Source organism: Pseudomonas sp. NPDC079367 (assembly GCF_044542195.1).
Taxonomy (GTDB): Bacteria; Pseudomonadota; Gammaproteobacteria; order Pseudomonadales; family Pseudomonadaceae; genus Aquipseudomonas.
Window position 1 is genome coordinate 759778 of sequence record NZ_JBITTW010000001.1, and the last position, 25042, is coordinate 784819.

General features: G+C 60.1%; 26 protein-coding genes and 1 pseudogene. 10 read left to right on the forward strand and 17 right to left on the reverse strand.

The genetic code is table 11. The features are described from left to right. Nucleotides 1-3 precede the first annotated feature (3 nt). Nucleotides 4-774 (forward strand): substrate-binding domain-containing protein, encoded by a 771-nt coding sequence (locus ACIGDJ_RS03260; RefSeq protein WP_397478313.1) that lies wholly within the window; start codon nt 4-6, stop codon nt 772-774. Here ACIGDJ_RS03260 and ACIGDJ_RS03265 read toward each other — a convergent pair. Next, a complete protein-coding gene (locus tag ACIGDJ_RS03265) occupies nt 764-1678 on the reverse strand; it encodes a LysR family transcriptional regulator (RefSeq protein ID WP_101162587.1) in 915 nt (304 codons plus the stop codon). The two genes, ACIGDJ_RS03260 and ACIGDJ_RS03265, sit on opposite strands and share 11 nt — an antisense overlap. Nucleotides 1679-1936: 258 nt before the next feature. Between ACIGDJ_RS03265 and ACIGDJ_RS03270 the strand changes: the two genes are divergently transcribed. Next, nucleotides 1937-3745 carry a monovalent cation:proton antiporter-2 (CPA2) family protein gene (locus ACIGDJ_RS03270; protein ID WP_312998473.1) on the forward strand — a complete coding sequence of 603 codons (1809 nt, stop codon included), beginning with the start codon at nt 1937-1939 and terminating at the stop codon, nt 3743-3745. A gap of 110 nt (nt 3746-3855) precedes the next feature. Here ACIGDJ_RS03270 and hcnC read toward each other — a convergent pair whose 3' ends face one another. From hcnC to ACIGDJ_RS03295, 5 genes are all read right to left on the reverse strand, one after another. Next, entirely contained in the window at nt 3856-5115 is a 1260-nt protein-coding gene (hcnC, locus tag ACIGDJ_RS03275) for a cyanide-forming glycine dehydrogenase subunit HcnC (RefSeq protein ID WP_397478314.1), read from the reverse strand. After that, nucleotides 5108-6517: a cyanide-forming glycine dehydrogenase subunit HcnB gene (hcnB, locus tag ACIGDJ_RS03280; RefSeq protein ID WP_397478315.1), complete on the reverse strand. Its 1410-nt coding sequence runs from the start codon at nt 6515-6517 to the stop codon at nt 5108-5110. The genes hcnC and hcnB overlap by 8 nt, the downstream gene beginning before the upstream one ends. Beyond that, nucleotides 6514-6828 carry a (2Fe-2S)-binding protein gene (locus ACIGDJ_RS03285; protein WP_312998467.1) on the reverse strand — a complete coding sequence of 105 codons (315 nt, stop codon included), beginning with the start codon at nt 6826-6828 and terminating at the stop codon, nt 6514-6516. Before ACIGDJ_RS03285 ends, hcnB begins: the two co-directional genes overlap by 4 nt. A 238-nt stretch (nt 6829-7066) precedes the next feature. Beyond that, on the reverse strand, nt 7067-7606 hold the full coding sequence (locus ACIGDJ_RS03290) for a hypothetical protein (protein WP_397478316.1): 540 nt from the start codon (nt 7604-7606) through the stop codon (nt 7067-7069). Nucleotides 7607-7828: 222 nt separating this feature from the next. Continuing rightward, nucleotides 7829-8758 (reverse strand): hypothetical protein, encoded by a 930-nt coding sequence (locus tag ACIGDJ_RS03295; protein ID WP_016775227.1) that lies wholly within the window; start codon nt 8756-8758, stop codon nt 7829-7831. A gap of 308 nt (nt 8759-9066) precedes the next feature. Here ACIGDJ_RS03295 and ACIGDJ_RS03300 point away from each other — a divergent pair, with 308 nt between their 5' ends. Both ACIGDJ_RS03300 and ACIGDJ_RS03305 read left to right on the forward strand, forming a co-directional pair. Continuing rightward, nucleotides 9067-9750 carry a response regulator transcription factor gene (locus ACIGDJ_RS03300; protein WP_039762250.1) on the forward strand — a complete coding sequence of 228 codons (684 nt, stop codon included), beginning with the start codon at nt 9067-9069 and terminating at the stop codon, nt 9748-9750. Beyond that, nucleotides 9728-11122 (forward strand): HAMP domain-containing sensor histidine kinase, encoded by a 1395-nt coding sequence (locus ACIGDJ_RS03305; RefSeq protein ID WP_312998458.1) that lies wholly within the window; start codon nt 9728-9730, stop codon nt 11120-11122. Before ACIGDJ_RS03300 ends, ACIGDJ_RS03305 begins: the two co-directional genes overlap by 23 nt. 65 nt (nt 11123-11187) lie before the next feature. Here the strand turns inward: ACIGDJ_RS03305 and ACIGDJ_RS03310 are convergent, their stop codons facing one another. From ACIGDJ_RS03310 to ACIGDJ_RS03325, 4 genes and pseudogenes are all read right to left on the reverse strand, one after another. Beyond that, nucleotides 11188-11598: an SRPBCC family protein gene (locus tag ACIGDJ_RS03310; RefSeq protein ID WP_101162594.1), complete on the reverse strand. Its 411-nt coding sequence runs from the start codon at nt 11596-11598 to the stop codon at nt 11188-11190. A 21-nt stretch (nt 11599-11619) separates the two neighbouring features. Continuing rightward, nucleotides 11620-11724, reverse strand: a pseudogene (locus ACIGDJ_RS03315) (oxidoreductase); the annotation flags it as partial. Between the two features lie 223 nt (nt 11725-11947). Continuing rightward, nucleotides 11948-12616 (reverse strand): HAD-IA family hydrolase, encoded by a 669-nt coding sequence (locus tag ACIGDJ_RS03320; RefSeq protein WP_397478317.1) that lies wholly within the window; start codon nt 12614-12616, stop codon nt 11948-11950. Between the two features lie 56 nt (nt 12617-12672). Further along, nucleotides 12673-13086: a response regulator gene (locus ACIGDJ_RS03325; protein WP_312998451.1), complete on the reverse strand. Its 414-nt coding sequence runs from the start codon at nt 13084-13086 to the stop codon at nt 12673-12675. Nucleotides 13087-13283: 197 nt separating this feature from the next. On the opposite strand from ACIGDJ_RS03325, the gene ACIGDJ_RS03330 reads away from it, so the two are divergent. After that, complete coding sequence (locus tag ACIGDJ_RS03330) at nt 13284-14246, forward strand: class I SAM-dependent methyltransferase (RefSeq protein ID WP_397478318.1); 963 nt, start codon at nt 13284-13286, stop codon at nt 14244-14246. Between the two features lies 1 nt (nt 14247). On the opposite strand, the gene ACIGDJ_RS03335 is transcribed toward ACIGDJ_RS03330, so the two are convergent. Continuing rightward, nucleotides 14248-14868, reverse strand: coding sequence for a TetR/AcrR family transcriptional regulator (locus ACIGDJ_RS03335; protein ID WP_397478319.1), 621 nt, complete (start codon nt 14866-14868; stop codon nt 14248-14250). Between the two features lie 156 nt (nt 14869-15024). On the opposite strand from ACIGDJ_RS03335, the gene ACIGDJ_RS03340 reads away from it, so the two are divergent. Then, nucleotides 15025-15465, forward strand: a complete 441-nt coding sequence (locus tag ACIGDJ_RS03340; RefSeq protein ID WP_042609257.1) for a hotdog fold domain-containing protein — start codon at nt 15025-15027, stop codon at nt 15463-15465. 62 nt (nt 15466-15527) lie between these two features. Here ACIGDJ_RS03340 and ACIGDJ_RS03345 read toward each other — a convergent pair whose 3' ends face one another. From ACIGDJ_RS03345 to ACIGDJ_RS03355, 3 genes are all read right to left on the reverse strand, one after another. Further along, nucleotides 15528-16214, reverse strand: coding sequence for a GNAT family N-acetyltransferase (locus ACIGDJ_RS03345; protein ID WP_397478320.1), 687 nt, complete (start codon nt 16212-16214; stop codon nt 15528-15530). An 88-nt stretch (nt 16215-16302) separates the two neighbouring features. Beyond that, the gene (locus ACIGDJ_RS03350) at nt 16303-16860 is read right to left on the reverse strand and encodes a YceI family protein (RefSeq protein WP_101162601.1); all 558 of its coding nucleotides are present in this window, start codon (nt 16858-16860) and stop codon (nt 16303-16305) included. A 74-nt stretch (nt 16861-16934) separates the two neighbouring features. Continuing rightward, nucleotides 16935-18293, reverse strand: a complete 1359-nt coding sequence (locus tag ACIGDJ_RS03355; protein ID WP_101162602.1) for an MATE family efflux transporter — start codon at nt 18291-18293, stop codon at nt 16935-16937. Between the two features lie 198 nt (nt 18294-18491). Here ACIGDJ_RS03355 and ACIGDJ_RS03360 point away from each other — a divergent pair, with 198 nt between their 5' ends. Then, entirely contained in the window at nt 18492-19061 is a 570-nt protein-coding gene (locus tag ACIGDJ_RS03360; protein ID WP_101162603.1) for a chorismate mutase, read from the forward strand. Between the two features lie 124 nt (nt 19062-19185). Then, nucleotides 19186-19626, forward strand: a complete 441-nt coding sequence (locus ACIGDJ_RS03365; protein WP_101162604.1) for a phage infection protein — start codon at nt 19186-19188, stop codon at nt 19624-19626. Nucleotides 19627-19701: 75 nt separating this feature from the next. On the opposite strand, the gene ACIGDJ_RS03370 is transcribed toward ACIGDJ_RS03365, so the two are convergent. Continuing rightward, entirely contained in the window at nt 19702-20037 is a 336-nt protein-coding gene (locus tag ACIGDJ_RS03370) for a hypothetical protein (RefSeq protein ID WP_101162605.1), read from the reverse strand. 175 nt (nt 20038-20212) lie between these two features. Between ACIGDJ_RS03370 and ACIGDJ_RS03375 the strand changes: the two genes are divergently transcribed. Continuing rightward, nucleotides 20213-21868, forward strand: coding sequence for a diguanylate cyclase (locus tag ACIGDJ_RS03375; protein ID WP_101162606.1), 1656 nt, complete (start codon nt 20213-20215; stop codon nt 21866-21868). 443 nt (nt 21869-22311) lie between these two features. Here the strand turns inward: ACIGDJ_RS03375 and ACIGDJ_RS03380 are convergent, their stop codons facing one another. Both ACIGDJ_RS03380 and ACIGDJ_RS03385 read right to left on the reverse strand, forming a co-directional pair. Next, complete coding sequence (locus tag ACIGDJ_RS03380) at nt 22312-22686, reverse strand: c-type cytochrome (RefSeq protein ID WP_397478321.1); 375 nt, start codon at nt 22684-22686, stop codon at nt 22312-22314. A 40-nt stretch (nt 22687-22726) separates the two neighbouring features. After that, on the reverse strand, nt 22727-24058 hold the full coding sequence (locus ACIGDJ_RS03385) for a PLP-dependent aminotransferase family protein (RefSeq protein ID WP_397478322.1): 1332 nt from the start codon (nt 24056-24058) through the stop codon (nt 22727-22729). 88 nt (nt 24059-24146) lie between these two features. Here ACIGDJ_RS03385 and ACIGDJ_RS03390 point away from each other — a divergent pair, with 88 nt between their 5' ends. Then, the gene (locus ACIGDJ_RS03390) at nt 24147-25040 is read left to right on the forward strand and encodes a DMT family transporter (protein WP_397478323.1); all 894 of its coding nucleotides are present in this window, start codon (nt 24147-24149) and stop codon (nt 25038-25040) included. Nucleotides 25041-25042: the final 2 nt, after the last annotated feature.

Genomic DNA, 25042 nt, shown 5'->3' on the forward strand with positions numbered 1-25042 from the left:
GCCATGAAAAGACTCTTTACTGTCACCGCCCTGCTCGCCGGTCTCGCCTTCAATTTCGCGGCCCAGGCCGAAGAACTCAGCGTGATGACGTCGGGTGGTTTCACTGCCGCCTACAAGATCCTGGGACCAAAATTCGCGGCCACCACTGGCAACACCCTGACCACCAGTCTCGGCCCGTCGATGGGCAAGGCGCCGGAAGCGATCCCCAATCGTCTGGCGCGCGGTGAGCACGCCGACGTGGTGATCATGGTCGGCTACGCCCTCGATGAGCTGATCAAACAAGGCAAGGTCGACCCGGCGTCCCGCGTTGAATTGGCGGATTCGCGGATCGGCATGGTGGTGCGCGAAGGCGCGGTGAAACCGGACATCAGCAGCGTCGACGGCCTGAAGAACACCCTGCTCGATGCGCAATCGGTGGCCTACTCCGACAGCGCCAGTGGCGTGTACATCGAGCAGCAGCTGTTCAAGAAACTCGGCATCGAAGATCAGCTGAAACCGAAAGCGAAGATGATTGCCAGGATCCCGGTCGGTTCGGTGGTTGCCACTGGCGACTATCAGCTGGGCTTCCAGCAGGTCAGTGAATTGCTGCCGGTGCCGGGCGTGAGCTTCGTCGCGAAGATTCCGGAATCGGTACAGTCGGTGACGCGTTTTGCCGCTGGCATTCCGGTCAAGGCCGAACATCCAGAAGAGGCCAAAGCCCTGCTCGCCTACCTCGCTGCACCCGCCGCTCAGGCTGACGTGCAGGCCACCGGGCTGGATTCGGTCAAGCGCTGATCGTTGGCGGCTGGACGCGCATTTCCACGATCAGCCGCTCCAGTTCCAATGCCGCCGGGGTCAGCGTGCGATCCCGGCGTTTGATGATGCCAACACTGCGCATCACCTGCGGCTCGGTCAGCGGCACCCGCGTCAGGATCGGATGATCCGGCCCGGGCATCGCCATCAACGGTACCGCCGCCACGCCCAAACCCGCCTCTACCAGCCCGATCATCGTCGTTACATGGCGCGTCTCGCAGATGCTCTGACGTTGCGGCACCACCCCACCCAAGGCCTGATCGAGCAGAAAGCGATTGCCGGAAGTCTTGTCCAGCGCGATGTAATCCTGCTGATAGAACTCGGCCCAGCTGACGCTGCTGCGCCCGGCCAGTGGATGATCGCGGCGGCAGGCTACAACGTAGCACTCCTGCACAAGCGGTTCGAACTCGACTTTGGCATCCTGCGTGCCGAGAAAACTCAATCCGAAATCCGCCTCGCCGTTGACCACTGCACTCAATACATCGTGCGCACTGGAATCGAGGACTTTGACTTTGATCCGCGGAAACTGCTGGTGATAGCGCGCGACCACGCGGGGCATGAAGTAGTACGCCGCCGAGGGCACGCAGGCGACGGTGACATGGCCCAAGCGGGTCGAGGCCACTTCGCTGATGCCGAGCAAAGCGATGTCGAGATCATCCAGCAAGCGCTCGACGCTGGGCATGAAGCCGCGCCCGGCCTGGGTCAGGCTGACCTTGCGCGTGGTGCGTTCGAACAGTTTGACTCCGAGTGCGTCTTCGAGCTTTTCAATGCGCCGGCTCAGCGCTGGCTGCGACAGGCGCACGGTATCGGCAGCCTTGCGGAAACTGCCCTGCTCGACCACCGCGCGAAAGGCTTGCAAGTCGTTGAGATCGAAGTTGATGGCCATGGCGTTTCCGGAAATTGATGCGCAGGGGTTATAAATGTAACCAGTTGATGCAAATTATTACAGCGGCACCGGAAATACCCTGTAGGAGCTGCCGCAGGCTGCGATCTTTTGATCTTGATTCTCTGAAGGTAAAAGCAAGATCAAAAGATCGCAGCCTCGTTGCACTCGGCAGCTCCTACAGGGGATCTTTGGTGGATCTGACATCCGATCAACCCTTATCCTTGTCGCCCCGCCGTACCCGTAGTCAGGAGTCGTTCCATGCCCCATGAAGGCAATCTGTTGCAAGCCGCTGTCGTGTTTCTGTTCGCGGCGGTGCTCACCGTGCCTTTGGCCAAACGTCTGCAACTGGGCGCTGTGCTCGGTTATCTGTTTGCCGGCGTGATCATCGGCCCATCGGTGCTGGGCCTGATCGGCAACCCGCAAAGCGTTGCGCATATCTCCGAGCTGGGCGTGGTGTTGCTGCTGTTTATCATCGGCCTCGAACTGTCGCCGCGGCGCTTGTGGGTGATGCGCAAATCGGTGTTCGGCGTCGGTCTGGCGCAGGTGCTGCTGACCGCGTCGGTGATCGGTGTGCTGGCACTGACGGTGTTCGGCCAGCCGCTCAACAGCGCCATTGTGCTAGGCCTCGGGCTGGCGCTCTCATCTACAGCGTTTGGCCTGCAGAGCCTCGCCGAACGCAAGGAGCTGACCAGCCCTCACGGGCGGCTGGCTTTTGCGATTCTGCTGTTTCAGGACATCGCCGCGATTCCGTTGATTGCCCTGGTGCCGATGCTCGCCGGCGTCGATCATCACACCAGCACCGCCGACGATATTCGTCACAGCCTGCAGGTGCTCGGCGGCATCGCCGTGGTGGTGATCGGCGGGCGGTATCTGCTGCGTCCGGTGTTCCGCGTGGTGGCGAAAACCGGTCTGCCGGAAGTGTCCACCGCCACCGCATTGCTGGTGGTGATCGGCACGGCGTGGCTGATGGATCTGGTCGGCGTATCGATGGCGCTGGGGGCCTTTCTCGCCGGTCTGCTGCTGGCGGATTCGGAATACCGGCATGAACTCGAAGCGCAGATCGAACCGTTCAAGGGCCTGCTGCTCGGGTTGTTTTTCATCAGCGTCGGCATGGGCGCCAATCTCAGCTTGTTGTTGAGTAGCCCGAGCACCGTGTTAGGCCTGACCCTGCTGCTGATCGGCCTGAAATTGCCGCTGCTGTTTGTCGTCGGGCGCCTGGCGGGCGGGCTGAACAAGATCAGCGCGATCCGCCTCGGCATCGTTCTGGCTGCTGGCGGGGAATTTGCGTTTGTAGTGTTCAAGATCGGCCGCGATCAAGGCTTGTTCGAGCCGCGTCTGTACGACTTGCTGGTGCTGACCATTACCCTGTCGATGGCGTTGACGCCGTTGTTGCTGTTGATCTGCGCACGCCTGGTCAGCCCGAAAGTGCAGCCGGTGGAAGTGCCGGAGAAATTCCGCGAGATCGACACCGAAGCGCCGCGCGTGGTGATTGCCGGCATGGGCCGGATGGGTCAGATCGTGGCGCGGATTCTGCGCGCGCAGAACATCAAGTTCGTCGCGCTGGACACCTCGGTGGAAACCATCGAGCTGTCACGCAGCTTCGGCGGTGTGCCGGTGTTCTATGGCGACCCGATGCGCCCGGAAATCCTGCATGCGGCGAAGGTTGGCGAGGCGGAATATTTCGTCATCGCCACGGACGATCCGGAGACCAACATCAAAACTGCCGAAGTGGTGCACAAGCTCTATCCGCACATGAAAATCATCGCCCGCGCGCGCAACCGCCAGCATGTCCATCGCCTCGTTGATGTCGGCGCCGAAGCGATTCGTGAGACCTATTATTCGAGCCTGGAAATGAGCCGGCGCACGCTGGTCGGCCTCGGTCTGACGCAGGCCCAGGCCGATGCGAGGATCAAGCGTTTCAAGCATCACGACGAACAGGTGCTGGAGGCGCAACACGCGGTCTACGATGACGCCGCCAAAGTCCTGCAGACCGCCCAGGAAGCCCGGGCGGAACTGGCCAAATTGTTCGAATCCGATCAGCTCGAAGAAGAAGCGCGCGACAGCTGATGCATGCGAATCCCCTGTAGGAGCTGCCGAAGGCTGCGATCTTTTGATCTTGTTTTTTAAGAGCAAAATCAAAAGATCGCAGCCTTCGGCAGCTCCTGCAGGGGATTGGGTCAGGCCAGTTCCACCGCGGATGCTGGCTCGACGGCTGCAACTGCAAACCGATCCGCCAGAAACGGTGCGATATCGAGCGGCAGCGGCTCGTCATTCACCAGTTTGTCCAGCAACACACCGGTGATTGCCGACGTCAGGATCCCGGTGCGGAAGTGCCCGCAAGCATTCAGATAACCTTCCACCCCACGCATCGGGCCGAGGATTGGCAATTCATCCGGCGACCCCGGGCGCAGTCCAGCCCAGGTGCGTTTCAGATTGACGTCCGCCAGCTCCGGCAAGCAGCGCACCGCGCCCTGCACCAGCCCGGCGATTTCCGGATAGGTGGTGGTGACGTCGAAGCCTTTGTCTTCGGTGGTGCTGCCGATGAGGATTTCGCCGTTGTCCTTTTGCGCCACGTAGCAATCGCTGGTGGTCAGGCAGCCGTTGAGGATTTTCGGCATGCGTTCGGTGAGCAGAATCTGCCCTTTCACCGGTTTCACCGGAATACGAATCCCCGTCGCCCACTCGCTCAAGTCCGCCGCCCAGGCACCAGCGGCGTTGATCAGCGTCTTGCAATGAAACACCCCCGCCTCGGCCGTCTGCACGCCGGTTACGCGCGTGCCGTGATGCAACACGCCAGTGACGTTGGTGTTGACGAAGATGTCGACGCCGTTCTGCCGCGCGCCCTCCAGATAGGCATCAGCGAGGCGGAACGGACTGACCTGATGATCGCAGAGAAACTCCAGCGCCGCTTGCGCCTCATGGCTGACACTCGGTTCCGCTGCGCGCAACGCCGCCTGATCGAGCCAGCGCACCTGATCGGCGAGATGCGCAATGCAGCCGACGATGTGCTCGGCGTAGAGCCGGTCTTCGTCGTCATAAATCACGAACTTCAGCCCGGTCTTCTCGAACTTGCAATCCATGCCGTGATTGTCTTTCAGCTCACGGTGCAACGCCGGGTACAGCGCGTTGGATTGCAAAGCAAAATCGAAAAACGATTCCGGCAAGATGTGCGGCGTACTCGCGTCCACCGCTACCGCCGCACCCTGGGTTGCGCGCTTGCGATTGGCCGACATCATGCGAAAGAAGATCACCCCACAGCCGAGGCCGACCGACTCGCCGATCGCCCATAAGCCACCAGCCGAGGCGCGGGTCGCGTTGCCGGGGCGTTTGGCATCGATCAGCGCCACCTTGAGGTTTTTGCGTTTGGACAATTGGTAGGCGCAGGACGCGCCGATCACGCCGCCACCGGCAATGACCACGTCGTAGAACTTACTCATGGCAAGCGCCCTCCTTACCGAAGGACTGAAACGCGGAAAAAGGCACTGGATCAATCGGGAAACGTGGGCGCAGCCAACCGACATCCTGGCGTCCGGTGGCCTGCCGCAGGCGGTCGCTGCAATAGCCGACACACATCCGTCCCTGACAATCGCCCATGCTCACGCGAGTACGCATTTTCAGGCTGGCGATGTCCTGCACGCCCTGCTTCAGCGCCAGATCGATGTCGGCGCGAGTTGCGTGTTCGCAGCGGCAAATCACTGTGTCGGCTGCGGGCAAAGCAGTCTGGCCAACACCGCGCTCGGTGTAGCGATCCACTGCTGCACGAAAGCGCACGATAGCTCTGAGCTTGCTCGCGTAGCGGTCGCGGCGCACACGGGCCAGTTCGACGTCGAGCACACCGCGCTGCAGCAGGATTGAAGTAGCGGCGATCCTGCCGGCCAACATCGCCGCTTCACCGCCGCGAATCCCGCCCATGTCGCCGGCCAGATGCACATGCGCCACGCTGCTTTGCTGCCAGACATTGGCGATGGCACGCAGGTAACCGTCGTCGCTGAAGCCGTGATCAAGGCCCATCTGCTGGCTCAATTGCGTGCGCGGAATAAAACCGTAACCGACCGCCAGCGTCTGCGCTTCGAAGCGCTCGACCCGCGACAGATCCGCCCCCCACGTGGCCGAATACGGCGCGACGCTGACACTTTTCAATTCGCCTTCGCCATGGGCCTCCACCACCCCCCAACCATAGTTCATCGCAATGCCATGCAATTTGAGATAAGCGAGCATGCTCAAGCCGTCGAGGAACAGTTGCGGCTTGTTCAGCAACGCCAGACTCTCGCGGGCGATTTTGCCGAACGCACAAGCTTCGTAAACGCCAGCGACGCGCACGCCAGAGGCATGTAATTGGGTCGCCACCAGCGGCAGCAGCGGCCCGGTGCCGGCGATGATCACCGGCCCTTGCGGCTTGACCACGCCACTCTTGATCTGCAGTTGAAGGCCGCCAAGCAGGATGACGAGAGGCAACGTCCAGCCGGGAAACGGTACGCTGCGTTCATGGCAGCCGGCGGCCAGCAATACTTGCGGATAAGCCATCTCGTGCAGCTGCTCATCGCCGTCGAGCACCACCAGCGCGCGGGTGCCTTCGGCGCCGACCACGCGATGGTTGAGGCGCACGTCGATCAGGGCCGAATGCTGCTGAAACTCACCGTGCAACTTGTCCAGCGCTTCGCAATAGCGCGGGCCGAGATAATCCATTTGCACGCCATCACGCAACGGCCCTCGATAGACCACGCCGCCGAGGCGCGAAGCCTCCTCGAGCAAGGTGCAACGCACCCCGTGGCGCGCCAGTTCGGTGGCCGCTGCCATACCCGCCGGCCCGCCGCCGACGATTATCGGTTGCAGGCTCATACGACCTCCCGCCCAACGACGCGGTTGACTCGGGTTTCAATCTGCATGCCGTCGCGCACCACGGTCTGGCAGGCGCGGCGCTTGTGGCGACCGTCGATTTTTACCAGACAGCACTGGCACACGCCCATGCCGCAGTAGGCGCCGCTGATCTGGTTGTGATCATTGCGTGCGATCTGGCGCACGCCGAGGGACTGGATGACGCTGAGGACGGTTTCGCCGATGGCGGCGCTGACCGCTTGGCCATTGATGTGCACGGTCATGTCCGCCTGCACCAAGGGCTGGATATCGAAGGTTCTTTCTAGGCAGTTCATTACGGTGTTCGTCCGTGAAGATTCAGTTGAGGTTGTGACAGCTCCTTGCTGCACTACGCCTCGTCGACGTTTTCATGGCTCTGCTTTCAACGTCGACGCGGATACTTCGTCAGCGCAACAAGGTGCGCGAGAAGCACTGTAGCTCATACCTCAGCAAAGGCCTGGGTCAATTACGGTAGGCGATACAGCCGCGCAAAATATTGACCCAGGCCAGTGAAAATGGCGGGACGTGCAACGATCAGTCGGAGAAGACGAACTGGCCGTTGATCTTCTTTGCGCCGACCAATGCAAGGTCAGGGAACAACAGCGATTTGACCCATGCCGCGTAAAACACCATGGCCAGAATGAAGAGTGCACCGAGCACAGTCGACACGGGTTCTTCGCTGAAACCTACAAATTCCCGCGGAATCTGGCTGATCGTGAACGTGATATAGATCGTGTAAACCAGCGCTATTCCCTTGTAGAACCCCCACGCAAACAAAAACGGAATCACGCCAATAATCAACACCATGAACAGTGCCATAGCGATGCCGCCGTCATTGATCTGAAGCAGGCCGGCAATCGTTCCAAGCAGCCCCATCATGCTGATCAGCGTGACCAGCACATTGACTTTGACCGAATGCCTTTTTCTGAGGACTGGATCCGGGTGTGCGCCGATCCAGGTCGCTAAGACTCTATCCTTCACTTTGCCACCCGCCAGGGCCTTGAACGTTTCGGCCCGGGAATGTCCGGCATCCAGCATTGCGCCGACCTGACGTTTGGTTTCCTTCTTGTCCAACTCAATCATCCTTAAAGAGATAAAGCGGACCGCCCGCTTTGCGCGGTGATTTTCGCTGTTGCCCCCGCAGAAAGCAAAAAGCCGCTTTCACCCGAAGATGAAAGCGGCAGAGGCATCCTGCCTCAGAGGGAATCAGTGTACGAACAGAGCGATCAGGATGATGATCGGGATCGGTACGCCGAGGAAGAACAACAGTAGTGAGCGCATGGTGACTCTCCTTTTTTAACGGACCGGAGTGGTAGTGGTATAGGTGTCGACTTCGACGTACTCGACCGCATCGCGACGACGACCGCCAAAGGTGGCTGCGAGGCTGGCGAAGAACGCACCGGCCAGTAGCGCAACGAACATCCACAGCGAGGTGTAGGCCGCGACCTTGGCGGCGGTGTCTGCAGCTTGCTGGGCTTTCAGCTTGGCGTCAGCGATGGCTTTCTGCGTGTTGGCGTAAATCTCGTCGACACGGCGTTCGGCATCGGCCTGGCTCAGATTGGTGCGTTGCGATACCAGTTGCGCGAGGTAGGTACGGTCTTCGGCGCTGAGCTGACCGTTGGCCAGGCTCTGGGCGAAGATTCGGGTCACGGTGCCGCGTGCGGCGTCGTCACTGACGGCAGCAGGACGATCATCACGGAACAGGCTGTCGACGAAGTAGCCGTACTGATCGCTGTCAGTATTGGCTGCGGCAGAACCGGCGGCCTGGCTCATCGCCCCGGCGGCACCGCCGACAACATTGGCACCGGCCTGCACACCGCCGCTGACGACACTGCTGACCGAACCCACCACCAACACAGCGGTTACCAAAGTGGCAACGCACCAGGCGAGGAAGCCGTGGGCGGTGTCGCGAAAATACACTTCATCGCCGTGCATGTTCGCCCACTTCACGCGCAGACGGCCGGCAATGTAGCCGCCCATGCCGGAAGCAATGATCTGGGTCACCGCCAGCCAGACAATCGTCGAAATGCCCAGGCCCTTGGCGCTGACGCCCTCTCCGGCCCACGGTGAAACGGCCGAAAAGCCCAGGCCGAACCCGAGCAGTACCAAAATCATCGACAGTGCGGCCGCCGCCGCAGCACCTGCGAAGATCGCGCCCCAGGACACGCCCGACACGCTGCTCGACTCTTCCACGGCAGGATAATAGCCATCAGGGGATCTATTCATTGTTGTACTGCTCCAGGCATGAAAAATGGTGTTACAACTCGTCATGAGAGGAATTGCAGTGACCGTGCCAGTTACCACGCCTGGATAAATCGTTTCTTTTCAATAAGTTATAAACTTTGAACTTCGCCACTCCGTGCAATTTGCAATAAACGGCTAGCCGCTGCGGGTTTTCTGCATTGATGACGGAGGGTCAAATCCGATCAGTTCTGATTTACCGCAGCGACGAAGATGAAAGTTAATTTAAAGCGTCACGGTAATTTCTTGGCAAAATGCTGCCATTGCATTTGAACCGATCAGCAGGCCTGTCTATGACTCGTATCTTGACCATCGAAGACGACGCCGTAACCGCGCGGGAAATCGTTGCCGAACTCAGCAGCCACGGGCTGGACGTCGACTGGGTCGACAATGGCCGCGAGGGCCTGGACCGTGCCGTCAGCGGCAACTACGACCTGATCACCCTCGACCGCATGTTGCCCGAACTCGATGGCCTGGCCATCGTCACCACCTTGCGCACCATGGGCGTGGCGACGCCGATTCTGATGATCAGCGCCCTCTCCGATGTCGACGAGCGCGTGCGCGGCTTGCGCGCTGGCGGCGATGACTACCTGACCAAACCGTTCGCAACCGATGAAATGGCCGCGCGGGTCGAAGTGTTGCTGCGCCGACAGAACAGCGTCGCCACCCAGGCCACCACACTAAAAGTTGCCGACCTCGAACTGGACCTGATCAGCCACGAAGCCCGACGCGCCGGGCAGGTGCTGACGCTGCTGCCGACCGAATACAAACTGCTCGAGTTCCTGATGCGCAACAGCGGCCAGATTCTTTCGCGAATGATGATTTTCGAAGAGGTCTGGGGTTATCACTTCGACCCGGGCACCAACCTGATCGACGTGCACATCGGTCGTCTGCGCAAGAAGATCGACGCAGCCGGCAACGTTCCGCTGATCCGCACCGTACGGGGCTCGGGCTATGTCATTGCCGAACCCGTCTGACGGCTGGCGCTCCTCCAGCAGCCGCTTGCTGGCGCTGTACAGCTCGCTGTTTGTGGCGTGGAGCGCGATCCTCATGGGGGTCATGTACTACGAGGTATCAGGCTACCTCGACAAGCTCGCCAAACATTCGTTGATGCAACGTCAGCATCTGTTTTCGCACTTTCGCGGCGAGCAACTCGAAGACGCGCTCGCCGCCAGCATGACCTTCGATATCCGTGGTATCGACGCCTATGGTCTGTTCAGCGCGGACGGCGTTTACCTGGGCGGTGCACTCCAGCAAATCCCCGAAGGGCTGCCGCTGGATGGCAAGATCCATATGCTCGCCGAGTGCGCCGATTCCGATGACCCGACCCTGCCGAACGACAGCTGCGATGCTGTGGCCACCCAGACGCGCGACGGTCGCTGGCTGGTGCTGCTGCGTGACAACGGCTCGCTGTTCGCGGTGACGCGGATCATTTTGCACGCGTTGTTCTGGGGCGTGTCGTTGACGATTATTCCCGGGGTCGCCGGTTGGCATCTGCTGCGGCGTCGACCGTTGCAGCGCATTCGCGCGATCCAGAACAGCGCCCAGGCCATCGTTGCCGGTGACCTGACGCACCGCTTGCCGCTGTCCAATCGCCGCGATGAACTGGACATGCTCGCCGCCATCGTCAACGCCATGCTCGAGCGCATCGAGCGCTTGATGAACGAGGTCAAAGGGGTCTGCGACAACATCGCCCACGATTTGCGCACACCGCTGACTCGCCTGCGCGCGCAGTTGTATCGGATGCAGCAACAGGCGGGCGAAGGTTCACAAGAAGCGGCGCAACTGGATCTGGTACTGGCTGAGGCGGACACGCTGATGGCGCGCTTTCGCGGTTTGCTGCGGATTTCCGAACTGGAAGATCGCCAGCGCCGCTCAGGTTTCGTCGAACTCGACCCGGCGCAGTTGCTGGAGGAGTTGCACGAGTTCTATCTGCCGCTGGCCGAGGAAGGCGATCTGCGTTTCCAGCTGAACATGCCGCAAACGCTGCCGCCGCTCAATGGCGACCGCGCTTTGTTGTTCGAAGCGCTGGCGAATCTGCTGAGCAACTCGATCAAATTCACCCCGCCCGGCGGCACGGTGATGTTGCGCGGGGTCAATGCAGGTGGGCACACGCGGATCGAGGTTCATGATTCAGGGCCGGGGATACCCGAGGCTGAACGAGAGGCAGTTTTCCAGCGATTTTATCGCACCGAGGGCGGCCAGCCGCAAAGTGGTTTTGGCTTGGGGCTGTCGATCGTTGCGGCAATTGTCAGCCTGCACGGCTTCAATCTTGAGGTCGGCAGCAGTGATCTGGGCGGAGCGAAACTGCTGCTGGATTGTCGGCCGAGTCTGATCAGCCAGGCCTGAGCATTGAAATACGACCAAATGTGGGAGCGCGAGCAAGCCCGCTCCCATAGGGGCCGTGTAAGGTTTCAGGTTGGGTAGTTGGCCCGCAGGGCATCAAGGCCGCCCTGGTAGAGTCCGTTGAAAAACGCCACCACTTCCTCATCGCTCACACCAACCGCGTTGAAGCGTCCCGACCACGTCACCCTTGCGCCCTGCCCTTGGCCTTCAACCTTGATCGTCGCCAGGTAATCACTGGCCGGGAACGGTGCCTGTTCAATCGAATAGCTATAGGTTCTGGCCGCGTTATCGAAGGTCTGCAGACGTTCGACTACCACACCGCCGTCAGCGGTTTGCAGATTGCGTACCCGCCCGCCTTCGCTCAGCTCGCTGCTGCTGATCAATGGCAACCAGTCCGGCAGGGTGTTGAAGCCGCCGATCAATTGCCAGACCTGATCGGCCGAGGCCGGGATGTCGATAGTTGCGGATGCTGTAGGCATAAAACCTCTCTTTCGGAAAATTCAGATAGTCAGGCTGTCGACCACACCGCCATCAACGCGCAAGGCTGCGCCCGTGGTGGCCGAGGACAGCGGCGAAGCGATGTAAGTGACCAGATGCGCCACTTCCGCGACATCCGCGTCAGTACTGCCGCTGACGATGGCCAGTTTTCCACTCAGATCGATCTTCATGCGTTTACCTCGTCGGTTGGCAAGGGATCGCCGGGTGGTCGATGCCTTTAAGAGGCTCGACGCTGGCGACGATTTCAAGGCATGGATCAGCGTAGTCGCGATGTTGCGTCAGTGAATAAGCTGCCGACCGGTGACAGCGATCAGCGATCTTTGCCGCAGATCAGATTTCTCTCAAGCGAAGCCAACCATCGTTGTCGACGTCAACGCTGATCGCATCGTAACTGGCCAGCGTAGCGTGAGCCGTTTGGATCGGATGCTGATGCGTTGTGGTGATGATCATCAGCGCTGCGCCCGCCGCTTCGGCAGCCTGAATGCCGACAGCCGCATCTTCAAAAATCAGGCAGTCTGCTGGCTCGACACCGAGCTTTCGCGCCGCTAGCAGATAACCCGACGGATCAGGCTTGCCAGCCTTTACATCTTCAGCCGTGATCATCACCGCAGGCTCGGGAATCCCCGCCGCCGCCATCCGCCGCAGCGCCAGATCGCGCGGCGCCGACGTCACCATCGCCCAACGATTTTTCGGCAGTGCGTTGAGAAACGCTGCCGCAGCGGGGATCTCGACAATGCCTTCAACGTCTTCGATTTCCGCAGCGGTGATGAACGCCGCTTGTTGCTCGGCATCCACGCCCGGCAGATTCAGCCGGGTGATCGTGTCAATCGCCCGCGCGCCGTGGATGGTCGGCAAAAACGTCTCGACATCAACGCCATGGCGCACCGCCCACGCGGACCAGATGCGCTCGGCGGCGGCGATGGAATTGAGGACGGTGCCGTCCATGTCGAACAGAAAAGCGCCGAACGCGCGATCAAAAACCGATGCTTGTGCAGACAAGAGAGCAAATCCTCTGACAGATGGCCGGGCAGCCTGGCCCGGCAATGTAGCACTTGTCAGTGCAGCTGCGGGGCCTTGGATTTGAACGCACTTTCCACACAGTCGAGCAACTGACCGATCGCCCACGGCTTTTTGATGAACGCCACCGAATGCTTGACCCCGGAGGTCTCAGGCGTCTCATAGCCGGACATGACCATCACCGGTTTTTCCGGCCAGCGGTCGCCGACCAGATTGGCCAGGTCGGCGCCGTTGAGCATGCCGGGCATGGTGATGTCGGTCAGCAACAGCGCAACGTCTGCCGCGTGTTGCTCCAGGTATTGCGATGCGGCGTCAGCGCTGGTTTGCGGTTCGACCTTGAACCCTTCCTCCTGGAGAATTTCGCAAAGAAACTCCAGAATCAACGGATCGTCCTCGACAACCAGAATCAACCCGCCAGGAAGGTGCGCGCTCGACGTAGGTGTAGGGCACATGAACAGCACTCCCCCGAATTACATTTTCGAATAGCGGTTTGAAACCGCTGCTTATCAGGTATGAGCAGCGCGCCTTGCAGAAATTCACTTTTGATACAGCAGATTTCGCCAAGGCATTGTTTTTCGGGCCACAGTCCCCATCCAGAATGCTCATTTGTGGTTAAAATGCGCGCCCTTTGCCCGGCCGATTCTGATCCATGACCCCTGAAGCCCTCGCCACCCTCCACGCCCATTTGCTGCCTGCGCTGGCAGCGGCACCCAACGAAACCCGCCGCTTGTTCCACGGCCGCGGACGCTGCTGGCAAGGGCTGGAACAACTGACCGTGGACTGGTTGCAGGGCGTGGTGCTGGTGTCGCTGTTCAAGGAGCCGGCGCCTGAGCAACTGCAAGGTCTGAAGGATTCACTGCTACAACTCGCCGCCTCGATCGAATGGCAACAGTCGGGTGCGCACACTTTGCTGATTCAGCACCGTTACCTGGCGCAGAGCACGGCAGAATGGCTGATCGGCGAGGAAATCGAGGAAATGACCATCATCGAGGGTGGCTTGCAGTACCGCATCGACCTGGGTCGCAAGCAAAACACCGGGCTGTTTCTCGACATGCGTTACGGGCGCAAGTGGGTGCGCGAACAAGCGGCGGGCAAACGGGTATTGAACCTGTTCGCCTACACCTGCGGCTTTTCCATAGCGGCGATCGAGGGCGGCGCCAGCCACGTGGTCAATCTCGACATGTCCCGCGCGGCCTTGAGCCGTGGTCGCGACAACCATCGTCTGAACGGCCACGACCTGAGCAAGGTCAGCTTCCTCGGCCACGACCTCTTCAAGTCCTGGGGCAAGGTGATCAGCAGCGGCCCGTACGATCTAGTGATCATCGACCCGCCATCTTTTCAGAAAGGCAGCTTTTTGCTGACCAAGGACTATCAACGCGTGTTGCGCCGCTTGCCGGAACTGCTGACCGCGCAAGGCACGGTACTGGCGTGCATGAACGACCCCTCGTTCGGTTCGGACTTTCTGATTGATGGTGTGACACAGGAAGCGCCAAGCCTGCGCTTCGATCATCGGCTGGACAATCCGCCGGAGTTTCCCGATGTCGATCAGGAGAGTGGCCTGAAGGCCCTGGTTTTCCAGCGCACCAGCGGATGCCCGACAGATTTCGAGTAACTCACGCCTCAGCGCGAATCGAACACCACGCCGCTTGCGCGAGGACTTCGCGATAGCCGGTCGGGCTGCCTTTCACCCGCCCTGCCAGCCAGGCGCGGCAATAGCTGTCGGCCTGACCGATGATCAGCGATGGCAGCAGTTCAGCAGGCAAATCCTTGAGCTCGGCGGCGCGCCCTGATTCGGCCAGCCACTGGCGCAAACGCAGATTGCGCGTCTTGTTGCGTTCGGCCAGCTCTTCCTTGAACGGGCCTTTGGTCACGGCGAACCTGGCGTGATACTGGAAACGCGCCCACTGCGGCTGTTGCTCGACCCAGTCGACATAACTGAAGACCAGCGCCTGCACGCCTTCTTCGGTGGTACCGGCGGCGTCCAGATACGCATCACGCAAACGCGCCTGATCCTCCAGTGCGGTGAAAAAAAGCGCCGCGACCAATCCTTCCTTGTTGCCGAAATGGTGGTAGATCGCGCCGACGCTGGTGTCGCATTCGGCGCGAATCATTTCGATGGTGGTCGCCTCAATTCCCTGCTCGTTGAACAGGTTCAAGGACTTGCGAAAGATATCGCGCTTGAGCTCGGCGCGGCGGCCGGGGTAGCTGCGTTCCAGTAGATCGGTGGTGTCCATGCTGATTCGGGTCCGAAAAGGGTTTGAACAAGGCGAAGTTTGCCCGTGGATAAATTGCGCCTAGGTTGACAGATTTGCCGCTAACAGAATACCGTTCCGTTACAGAACATAATTCTGTAACGGAACATCATTCTGCAAACTCCATTGAGGCTTCCCATGAGTCAATCTCTGAGCATGTTCAACAGCGTCGGTCCGGACGCTTTCAGCAAGATGGCCTGCCAGTTCGCCCCGTATTTCAGCAGCATAAATCCATTGATCAGCGAATTGCGTCCGAACGCCGCCACCGTGCAAGTGCCGTTTCGCAAGGAAATCACCAATCACCTCGGCACAGTGCATGCCATCGCCATGTGCAACGCGGCGGAACTGGCCGGCGGAATGATGACCGACGTCTCGATCCCCGCCGGCGCACGCTGGATTCCAAAGGGCATGACCGTGGAATATCTGGCCAAGGCAAAAACCGACGTCACCGCCGTGGCCAGCGCAGAAGGTGTGGATTGGCAAAGCGATGGCGACAAGGTCGTCAATGTCGACATTCACGATACCGAGGGCAAGAAAGTCTTCACCGCGCGCATCACCATGAACGTCAAGCTCGGTTGAGATTGCAGGCACAAAAAAGCCCTTGCTGTGCAGTGCACAGCAAGGGCTTTGTATAGACGGGGTCAATGCAGGGTAAGGCGCTGACGGACAAATTCCTCTACGTGGCGACTGGTCTGGTCAAGATGCCGGTCGCGTTGTTTTTCTGCATCGAGCATCGCGCGCTTGCCATTCTTCTGCAGCAGATAGGTGTGAATCTGCTGCACTTCCAGCGAGCGATAGATAGGCGTCGTGTCGATAAACCCGCGCAAGCCGTTGCTGCGGTAATGCCGCGTGCTCATCAGCACCTGAGTCTCGCGCTGGCCGATCACCTCAAAACCCAGCGCCTCGAAGTACGGCACCTTGCCGATGCTGCAGGCCAGTTCCGCATGCGGATAGCGCCCGACCATGTCCGCGAGCAGCGCCCTCGCCACACCCTGACGCCGATGGCCTTCGCGCACCGCCATGTAGGCGACGCTGCACGCCTCCCAATCGCCCTGCACCGGCAGATAAATGAGAAAACCGATCACCTGCTCCGGATTTTCATCGTCAGTGGCTACCAGCAATTCCACTTCGGTACCCTTCTGGCCGTTCAACGCCTCAAGATACAGATGCACCTCGTAACCGACTGCGTACTGATAGACGTTGTACAGCAGATTGCTCGGACCGAGGCCTACCGCGCTGATGTCAGTCAGGTAGTCGACGACCATTTGCAGGATCTGGCTGTTGACGCTTTCAGGACATGGGGAGGTGTAATGGGTGATGCGTGGCATGGGCGAACTCCGGCGATAAAAAACGTTGCCGATGATCAGAGCCGTCGACGAACCGCGACATCATACCTTGCAAGGATCAACTGAACTGTCACTGTTGCGGCGCGACCACCCGAAATTTGATGTTGATGTCTCGCGACACCACGCTGTCCGCCCACTCCCCTGCCCCGAGGCCGAACTCGTCGCGGTTGAGCACCAGTTCGCCGTCGAAAATGCCGACGGCGTCGTCCGGTTTCAACTGCACCGCAACCTCGACCTCGCGAGTGATGCCCTTGAGCGTGAGATGACCGGCGATCTGGTAACGGTGTTCGGCCACCTGAGTGAAGCGGCTGGACTCGAATACCGCGAGGGGGAATGTCTCGGTGTCGAACCAGGCCGGCTTCACCAGCTCGGAATTGGCGTCTTCACTGCCGGCATCGATGCTGCTTAGATCGATATGCAACGTGGTGCGGGCGTTGGCAAGGTTGTCGGTATCGAAGTCCAGCGTCGCCTCGAACTTGCCGAACGTCCCATACATTCGCGAGCCCATCTGGTTGTAGGTGAAGCTGATCTGGCTGGCGCTGGTGTTCACGCGAGTGTATTCAGCGGCTTGAGCGACGGTCGTGGCGAACAGATGAAACGCGGCAACCAGCAGCAATCGCATCGACATGGAGTTCTCCGGGTGGCGCGCGCCGTCAAGGGCCTTGGGTGACTTAAGCAAACAACCTGCCGTTATGCCAGGGCCTATATCAACCGCTCGATTTTCTGATGTTTCCAGACCAGTTTGTAATACAGAGTCTGCAGGGCCAGCATTCCCAGGTAAGCGACCGGGAACGCCATCCAAACGCCCTGCAAACCGAACTGTCCGTTTAGCCAATACGCCGCCGGCAATTGCACGCCGACCACGCAGATAATCGAAATGACCACCGGCACCAACACCGTGCCGCTGGCGCGCATGATCCCCCCGATAATGGCCTGGAAGCCGAACACCAGCAGGCTCCAGAGCATGATGTGCAGCAGATGCTCGGCCATCGCCCGGGTCGAGTCTTCGGTCAGGAACAGGCCCAGCAACCAGTGCGACAGCAGATAACCCAGCACAATCAGGCCACCGGTCAGACACACGTTGATCAGCAACCCTGTGCGCAGAATCGGACCCATGCGTTGCAGATGTCCGGCGCCGATCGCCTGTGCGCCGAGAATCGATGCGGTGATCGCAATCGACAGTGCCGGAAACTGCACATAATTGACGATCTGGGTCACCGCGCCATACGCCGCCGTCGCTTGCGAGCCGTGCTGGTTGACCAGCGCCAGAATCACCAGCTCCGACAATGACAGTACGATCATCTGCACCCCGGTCGGCAGGCCGATGCGCAACACCTTGCCGAGGATCACCCGGTCCAGTCGCAACGCAGCGAAGAATTCTCGATCGGGCGCAAGTGGATGGCTCTTGCGGATCAGCCGCCACGCCAACCATGCCATCGCTGCCAGATTACCGGCCAGCCCGGCATAAGCCGCGCTCTGAATGCCAAGTGACGGCAAACCGAGCCAGCCGCGAATCAACGCCGGCGTCAGCGCCAGCCCTACGGCGGTAGAGACGATCAGCGCGAGCAAGGGCGACAGCGTATCGCTGACCCCGCGCAGCAACTGGGTGAACAGCACGAATACCAGCAGCGACGGCAGGATCCATAACATGACGTGGGCATAATCCACCGCATCGTCAAGCACATCGATCGGCGTGCCCAGCCCCGTCAGTGCCTGTCGTGCAAACACGGTGCCCAGCACCGCCGCGACCAGACCGATCAACACCCCCAGCAGCAACGTCGCCCCGGCAATCGCTTTCACTCTGTGCGTTTCGCGTGCCCCCCACGCCTGCCCGATCAACACGCCCGCGCCGGCACCGAGGCCGATGACCAGGGCGATGAAAAAAAACACGACGGGAAACATGCCGGACACTGCCGCCAGCGCCTGAGTGCCGAGCATCTGGCCGATGTAGATGCTGTTGACCGTGCCGGACATCGACTGCAGGAAATTGGACACCACCATCGGCGCGAGAAACAGTAGATAGGTTTGCCAGAGGGGTTTGGCGAAGGTGGCGCTTTGCATTGAATGGAGGTCCATCTCGACGGCGGGAGGCCTGGTTGACGATAGCTTCGGTGAGTTGCGTGCAGCGTGCAATCAACATTTCCAGTTGGTGCTGATCCTCAGTTTTGCATTTGTGTAAGTGGCACGCTTGGCTTTGTATCAACGTGCGGCTGTGGTAAATCAGCGTTTCTCTCGACACGTACTATTGAGGCTCGGTCCATGCGTAACGTTGCAAATTTTCTGTTTGGCTCACTCCTCGTCTTGCTCGCCGCCAGCGCCCAGGCAGGCGCAACCACTGCGGCGCCTTCTTCATTGAAACAGCTATTGGCCACTTTGAATGAACGTCTGAACATTGGTGATGCGGTTGCGCTGACCAAATGGGACAGCGGCAAGCCGATCCAGGACAGCCCGCGTGAGGCGCAGGTCATCGCCAATGCCCGAACCCTGGCCGCCGAAAACAAACTCGACCCGCATGACGTCGAACAGCTGATCGCCGCGCAAATGGAGGCGAACAAACTGGTGCAATACGGTCTGCTCGCACAATGGCAAGCGGCAGGTGCGGCACCGGAGACACCGCGTCCGGACCTCGGCAGGCAGATCCGCCCGCGCCTGGATGAGCTGCAAAAGCATCTGTTACAGCAATACGCCGAATTCGCGCCCTATCGGCGAGACCCGAATTGCCCGTCCTGGCTGGCCAATGTCCGCAGCGGACTGGCCGCCGATGCGCTACATGATCTGGCACTCATTCGTGCCAGCGGCGAGTTGTGCATCCGGGCCAAACCGCTCTGAACAGGGGGTGCTGGCAGACATCATCGGCGTCGATGTTCATCATCACCTCAATGAAGTTCTCATAAAAGCTGCGCGGCGTAACATCGGCTCCAGACAAACAAACAACCTTCTGGAGCACACGATCATGAAACGCCAAACCCTCTTCGGCATCGCTTTCTCGGTTCTCGCAGCTAACGCTTTTGCAGCAGCCCCTGTTCATACCCTGGTCGCAGAAGGCGGCTCGGACAAGCTGATCGAACGCCGCGTGGCTGAAGGTGGTTCGGATCGTCTGATCGAACGCCGCGTGGCGGAAGGTGGTTCGGATCGTCTGATCGAACGCCGCGTGGCTGAAGGCGGCTCGGATCGTCTGATCGAACGCCGCGTGGCTGAAGGCGGCTCGGATCGTCTGATCGAACGCCGTGTGGCTGAGGGCGGCTCGGATCGTCTGATCGAACGCCGCGTGGCTGAAGGCGGCTCGGATCGTCTGATCGAACGCCGTGTGGCTGAAGGTGGTTCGGATCGTCTGATCGAACGCCGTGTGGCTGAAGGTGGCTCGGATCGTCTGATCGAACGCCGCGTGGCTTGAATCAATTCGCGTTACCGCAACACCCATGAAAAAGCCCGGCCTGATCAGCCGGGCTTTTTTGCATTCAAACGGCGCTTACTGCGCGGTTTTCAGCTTGACCACATCGCCGGAGATTGTGGTGGTATAGCCGGTCAGCACCCAGGCCCAGAACCAGTTTTCCTGAACTTGCGTGTTGATCATCGCATCGCCGCCCTTGGCTTTGATGGCCGCGTCTTGTGCGCGCACGAAGCGGCTGTTCTGGCGGATCGGGATAACGCCAAACAACAGCAGGCCGGTAGCCGAGGCTTCGCTATGGCCAACCACGGTGTACTGGTTGCTGTCGTAATGTGCGGTTTTCATCGGGGCGCCGGTGCAACCTGCCAGGACCACACCGAACAGTGCGGCAGCGACTACTTTGCTGAGGTATTTCACAGTAAAACTCCATGGGGGAACGCCCGGGATCCGTCTCGCGGGCGGCGCGCATCTTAGCAAATGATGGCGCATTAGCATCAATGTTCTTTGTGTTTCCATGAACCCGTTCGCTGGCCGGCTGTCGGCGATGTCGCATACCATGGCGCCACTTCAATAAAGACAGACACCCGCCCCCATGTTCAAAGCCAGTCTGCGTAGCCATCTCACCCTGTGGTTCGGCGGTTTGTCCCTGCTGACATTATTGAGTGTGGGCTTTTACGTCGGTCACATCGCTACCGAACAAATGAAGCAGGCCAGCGGCAATGCCTTGCTGAATACCGCGCGCGCGGCGGCGACGTTATTGGGCGAACAATTGCGCGAGCGGCAACTGGAGGTCTACCTGCTCAGTCGCGCGCCGCATCTGGAGCGTGGCGATCTGGACAACCCGAACATTCTCAAGTCGATGCAACTGCGTACACAGGCGCGCGCCGAGTATGCGTGGATGGGCGTCACCGATGCCGAAGGCAACGTCCGTCAGGCGGTCAACGATTTGCTGGTCGGGCAATCCGTGCAAAAACGCCCATGGTTCCAGATCGGCTTGCGCCGGCAATACACAGGCGATCCGCACGAAGCTGTGTTACTGGCGAAGTTGTTGCCGGGCCTGCCCAATGGTGAGCCGCTGCGCTTCATCGACTTTGCCGCGCCGATTCACAACGCCGAAGGACAAGTGATCGGCGTGCTGGGCGCACATGCGCACTGGAGCTGGGTGACCCGCATCGTCGAATCCGCAGCGTTTTCCCATAAACACTCGGCGCCGGATATACAGGCGCTGATCGTCGACCACGATGGCAAGGTGCTCTACCCCGAAGCGCTGATGGGTCAGCAGCTGGCAATGAACGATTCGGTATTGCCGGGCTGGACGGCGGCCAACGGTTTCCTGACCAGCATGGTCACCGTGCCGACGCCATCGGGTACGGCGCTGTCGTGGTCGATCGCTATTCGTCAACCACTGGAGACCGCCCTGCAACCGGCGCGGACGCTGCAATACGAATTGCTGATACTCGGCGTATTCGCCGCCATCGTTTTCGGGCTGGTGGCTTATTACCTGGCGCTGTATCTGAGCCGCCCGATCGAACAACTCGCGCGCTCGGCCAAACAAGTGCAAAACAATCAGGCCGGCGCGCAATTCCAGCTCCAGCATCCGGTGCTGGAAATCGCTCAGCTCGGCCAGTCCATCGATGCGATGACGCAATCACTGCTCGGCAAGGAACGCGAACTGCAGGAGGCCAACGCTTCCCTGGAAGACACCGTGGCGCAACGCACCGCCGCACTCACCCAGGCCAACGCCGAGCTGCTGAGTCTGGCGACACACGACGGCTTGACCGGGGTTTACAACCGCCGTCGCTTTGACGAAAAAATCACTGAGTATTCGCTGCTCTCCCGACGCACCGGGCGCCCATATGCCCTGCTGCTGATCGATGCCGACCACTTCAAACGCATCAATGACAGCCACGGCCACGCGGTGGGTGATGAGGTCCTGCAGCAACTGGCGACGTTGATTCAAAACAGCGTGCGCAGTACCGATTTCGTCGCGCGTTACGGTGGCGAAGAGTTCGCCGTGCTGCTGCCGGAAGTGGCACAACCCGACACCCCGGAAGTCGTCGCCGAGAAGATCCGCGCGGCGGTGGCCGAAGCGGACTTTCCCGGCGCAGGAAAAGTCACGGTGAGCGTTGGCCTGGCGCTGGCAGACCCGGCAGACAACAACCACACAGCCCTGATCAAACGCGCCGATCAGCAGCTGTATCAGGCGAAGGCTGCGGGGCGCAATCAGGTGGCGTTTCATGCCCACTGATACTTCGTATATCAGCCAGAGGCAGGTCGGCTCGCCGGCCGCCATCGCTGGCAGGCCTGCTCCCACAGGGATTGAGTCAACCTGTATCGCGAGCAGGCTCACTCCTACAAGAGCGAGAGCAAAAGATCGCAGCCTTCGGCAGCTCCTACAGAGATCGCGTCAACCATCAGGGCGAGTGTCAGCTCGCCTGCTCTTGATCTTGATCCACGGGCGACTTCGGAAGGCTGAGCGGATCGATCCCGCAGCGAAGGAACCCGAGCCTGCGAGGGCCGAACGCAGAAGCAAGCGTTTTTTGCTTTATTTTTTTACTGGGCCGGCATTCCGGGCGCTTGTAAAAAAAGTGAGTCGCCGTGAGGGCGAAACCCTAAGCAGCCGTTACCGCAGCAATGGATATGTACCCGGTCAAAACTACCCAAACACCCTGGAACAGCGCGTTCCCGTAGTTATTCAGCACTGAACTTCTGCAGATAAGCCAGCAGATTCTCCAGCTTCTCCTCATCACTCAGCCCCCAGAAAATCATTCGCGTGCCGGGTACAACCCCTTTCGGATCCTCCAGATAAGCCTTCAACGTTGCCCGATCCCAGGTAATCCCGGAATTTTTCATCGCATCGGAATAAACATAATTGGCCGAAGTCCCCGCAGCCCGACCAATGATGCCGTTGAGCTGCGGGCCAAAACCCGGGCGGGCCGAGTCACCGACCTGATGGCAACCGCCGCACAGACGCGGAAAGATTTTCGCCCCGGCTGCAGGGTCGCCCTCAGCCTGGGCGCTGGCGCTGCAGATCAAGGCGAGAAGCAGTGTTGTGATGAATTTCATTGAACAGTCCAAACCTGGCTTTTCATGGCGTAGGCGCAGTTTACAGATAAGCGCCGACGATCGTTCTGACGGTGGTCAACGCCTGACGCAGCACCTGCATGTCTACCGAGCCCAACGCCAGACGAATCGCATGGGGCGTGCTGGTCGACAGCGAAAACGGCTCGGCGGTAGTCACGGAAATCTGCTGCTGCATCAACTCGACCACGATCTGATCGGCGCGCACGTCTTCTGGCAACGGCAGCCACAGAAAATACGAGGCCGGATGAGCAATGCGGCGCAGCCCTTTCAGCACCTCGGCCGCCAGGGCCTGTCGCGCCATGGCATCCTCACGTTTTTGCTGTTCGAGCACCGTGACGGTGCCGTCATCGAGCCAGCCGCACGCAATCGCGGTCATGACCCCGGGCGTGTTCCACGTTGTCGCGCGAATGACCCGCTCCAGTGCAGGCACCTGAGCGAGAGGCGCCGCGATGAAGCCGACCCGCAAACCAGTGGCGATACTTTTCGACAGACCCGAGACGTAAAACGTCCGTTCCGGTGCCAGATCGATCAAGGTTCGCGGCGGGTTCTCAACCAGAAACGCGTAGGCGGCATCTTCAATGAGCGTCAGATCATACCTGCGGGCAATCGCGACCAATCGCTCGCGCTGTTCCAGTGGCATGACCCAGCCCAGCGGATTGTGCAGTGTCGGCATGCTGTACACGGCGCGTACCGCACGCTGGCGACAGAGCTTGTCGAGTGCCGGCAAATCCGGGCCATGTTCCGTCATCGGTATCGCCAGCACTTCCAGGTGCAGCGCTTCGGCCAGCACCTTGAAACCGGAATAGGTCAGCGCATCGGCGGCGATCACGTCGCCGGGTTTGAGCAGGGCCATCAGGGTCACCGCCAAACCTTGCTGAGCGCCATTGACGAACAGCACTTGGCCCGTTTCGACCGTCACGCCGCGTGCCGATAAATGCCGCGCGACCGAAGCACGTTCGTGGGCACGTCCTCCGTGGGGCTGATAACGCAGCAGCGCTTCCAGATCACCGGACAACGCCAGTTGGCGCAACGCCACGCGCAACAATTCGGCCTGACCGGGCAACGCTGGATAGTTGAAATTCAGGTCGATCATGCCGACCGCCACGTCTTTCTGATCGATGCCCTGCCCCGGCGCCAACGATGTTTCACGGACGAAGGTGCCGCGCCCGGCTTCGCCGCTGACCAGGCCCATCGCCTCGAGCTCGGCGTACACCCGTGATGCGGTGGCCAGCGCCAGTCCTTCCTGCGCGGCCAGTTGCCGATGCGTTGGCAATCGCATGCCCGGCGCCAGACGGCCGCAGCGAATGTCCGCCGCATATCGGTCAACCAATGTCTTGTAACGAGAACGGGGCATGCCGGCTGTATCCATGACAATTTTTTGATTGTGCTGATTCTCGGCTCTAGCATCGCAGCAATACAAGCCACTTTTGAGCGCCACCGACATGCACACAACATCGACTGCGGCCAACCCGGCTCTGGAAAAAACCAGTGGCTGGATCAACGGTTTCATCGGCGTGCTGATTTTCAGCGGCTCGCTGCCGGCCACACGGTTGGCGGTGCTGGAGTTCGAGCCGGCATTTCTGACCGTGGCGCGAGCTGCGATTGCCGGAGGGTTGGCCGTGGGGCTCTTGCTGCTGTTCAAACAGCGGCGACCGGCTCGCGAGCAGTGGCTGTCGTTGTTGATTGTGTCGTTGGGCGTAGTCGTAGGTTTTCCGCTATTAACCGCATTGGCATTGCAGCACGTGACGTCGGCGCATTCGATCGTGTTTGTAGGATTGCTGCCGTTGGCCACAGCAATATTTGGCGTATTGCGCGGCGGTGAACGACCACGGCCGGTGTTCTGGATTTTTTCGATTCTGGGCAGCGCGCTGGTGGTGGGCTTCGCTTTGTCCCAAGGGCTGAGCGCTTCACCGACGGGGGACTTGCTGATGCTAGCGGCGATTCTGGCCTGCGGCCTCGGTTACGCCGAAGGTGCGAAGCTGTCGCGCAGCCTCGGCGGCTGGCAAGTGATCTGCTGGGCTTTGGTGTTGTCCTTTCCGTTGATGGTGCTCTTGAGTCTGTGGCTGGCGCCCGCCTCGTTCGCCAACATCAGCCTGTCGGCGTGGATGTGCCTGGGTTACGTGTCGCTTTTCAGCATGCTGATCGGCTTCGTGTTCTGGTACCGCGGCCTCGCCCAGGGCGGGATCGCCGCGGTCGGGCAGTTGCAACTGCTGCAACCGTTTTTCGGTCTGGCACTGGCGGCGACGTTGTTGCGCGAGCAAGTCAGCGCCAGCATGCTGGGCGTGACGCTAGGAGTGATTTTGTGTGTGGCTGGGGCAAAGAAATTTGCCAAATAGGA

Coding starts and splice junctions, on each gene's coding strand:
- ACIGDJ_RS03260 (WP_397478313.1), top strand. CDS start 4: ATGAAAAGACTCTTTACTGTCACCGCCCTGCTCGCCGGTCTCGCCTTC.
- ACIGDJ_RS03265 (WP_101162587.1), bottom strand. CDS start 1,678: ATGGCCATCAACTTCGATCTCAACGACTTGCAAGCCTTTCGCGCGGTG.
- ACIGDJ_RS03270 (WP_312998473.1), top strand. CDS start 1,937: ATGCCCCATGAAGGCAATCTGTTGCAAGCCGCTGTCGTGTTTCTGTTC.
- hcnC (WP_397478314.1), bottom strand. CDS start 5,115: ATGAGTAAGTTCTACGACGTGGTCATTGCCGGTGGCGGCGTGATCGGC.
- hcnB (WP_397478315.1), bottom strand. CDS start 6,517: ATGAGCCTGCAACCGATAATCGTCGGCGGCGGGCCGGCGGGTATGGCA.
- ACIGDJ_RS03285 (WP_312998467.1), bottom strand. CDS start 6,828: ATGAACTGCCTAGAAAGAACCTTCGATATCCAGCCCTTGGTGCAGGCG.
- ACIGDJ_RS03295 (WP_016775227.1), bottom strand. CDS start 8,758: ATGAATAGATCCCCTGATGGCTATTATCCTGCCGTGGAAGAGTCGAGC.
- ACIGDJ_RS03300 (WP_039762250.1), top strand. CDS start 9,067: ATGACTCGTATCTTGACCATCGAAGACGACGCCGTAACCGCGCGGGAA.
- ACIGDJ_RS03305 (WP_312998458.1), top strand. CDS start 9,728: ATGTCATTGCCGAACCCGTCTGACGGCTGGCGCTCCTCCAGCAGCCGC.
- ACIGDJ_RS03310 (WP_101162594.1), bottom strand. CDS start 11,598: ATGCCTACAGCATCCGCAACTATCGACATCCCGGCCTCGGCCGATCAG.
- ACIGDJ_RS03325 (WP_312998451.1), bottom strand. CDS start 13,086: ATGTGCCCTACACCTACGTCGAGCGCGCACCTTCCTGGCGGGTTGATT.
- ACIGDJ_RS03330 (WP_397478318.1), top strand. CDS start 13,284: ATGACCCCTGAAGCCCTCGCCACCCTCCACGCCCATTTGCTGCCTGCG.
- ACIGDJ_RS03335 (WP_397478319.1), bottom strand. CDS start 14,868: ATGGACACCACCGATCTACTGGAACGCAGCTACCCCGGCCGCCGCGCC.
- ACIGDJ_RS03340 (WP_042609257.1), top strand. CDS start 15,025: ATGAGTCAATCTCTGAGCATGTTCAACAGCGTCGGTCCGGACGCTTTC.
- ACIGDJ_RS03345 (WP_397478320.1), bottom strand. CDS start 16,214: ATGCCACGCATCACCCATTACACCTCCCCATGTCCTGAAAGCGTCAAC.
- ACIGDJ_RS03350 (WP_101162601.1), bottom strand. CDS start 16,860: ATGTCGATGCGATTGCTGCTGGTTGCCGCGTTTCATCTGTTCGCCACG.
- ACIGDJ_RS03355 (WP_101162602.1), bottom strand. CDS start 18,293: ATGCAAAGCGCCACCTTCGCCAAACCCCTCTGGCAAACCTATCTACTG.
- ACIGDJ_RS03360 (WP_101162603.1), top strand. CDS start 18,492: ATGCGTAACGTTGCAAATTTTCTGTTTGGCTCACTCCTCGTCTTGCTC.
- ACIGDJ_RS03365 (WP_101162604.1), top strand. CDS start 19,186: ATGAAACGCCAAACCCTCTTCGGCATCGCTTTCTCGGTTCTCGCAGCT.
- ACIGDJ_RS03375 (WP_101162606.1), top strand. CDS start 20,213: ATGTTCAAAGCCAGTCTGCGTAGCCATCTCACCCTGTGGTTCGGCGGT.
- ACIGDJ_RS03380 (WP_397478321.1), bottom strand. CDS start 22,686: ATGAAATTCATCACAACACTGCTTCTCGCCTTGATCTGCAGCGCCAGC.
- ACIGDJ_RS03385 (WP_397478322.1), bottom strand. CDS start 24,058: ATGCCCCGTTCTCGTTACAAGACATTGGTTGACCGATATGCGGCGGAC.
- ACIGDJ_RS03390 (WP_397478323.1), top strand. CDS start 24,147: ATGCACACAACATCGACTGCGGCCAACCCGGCTCTGGAAAAAACCAGT.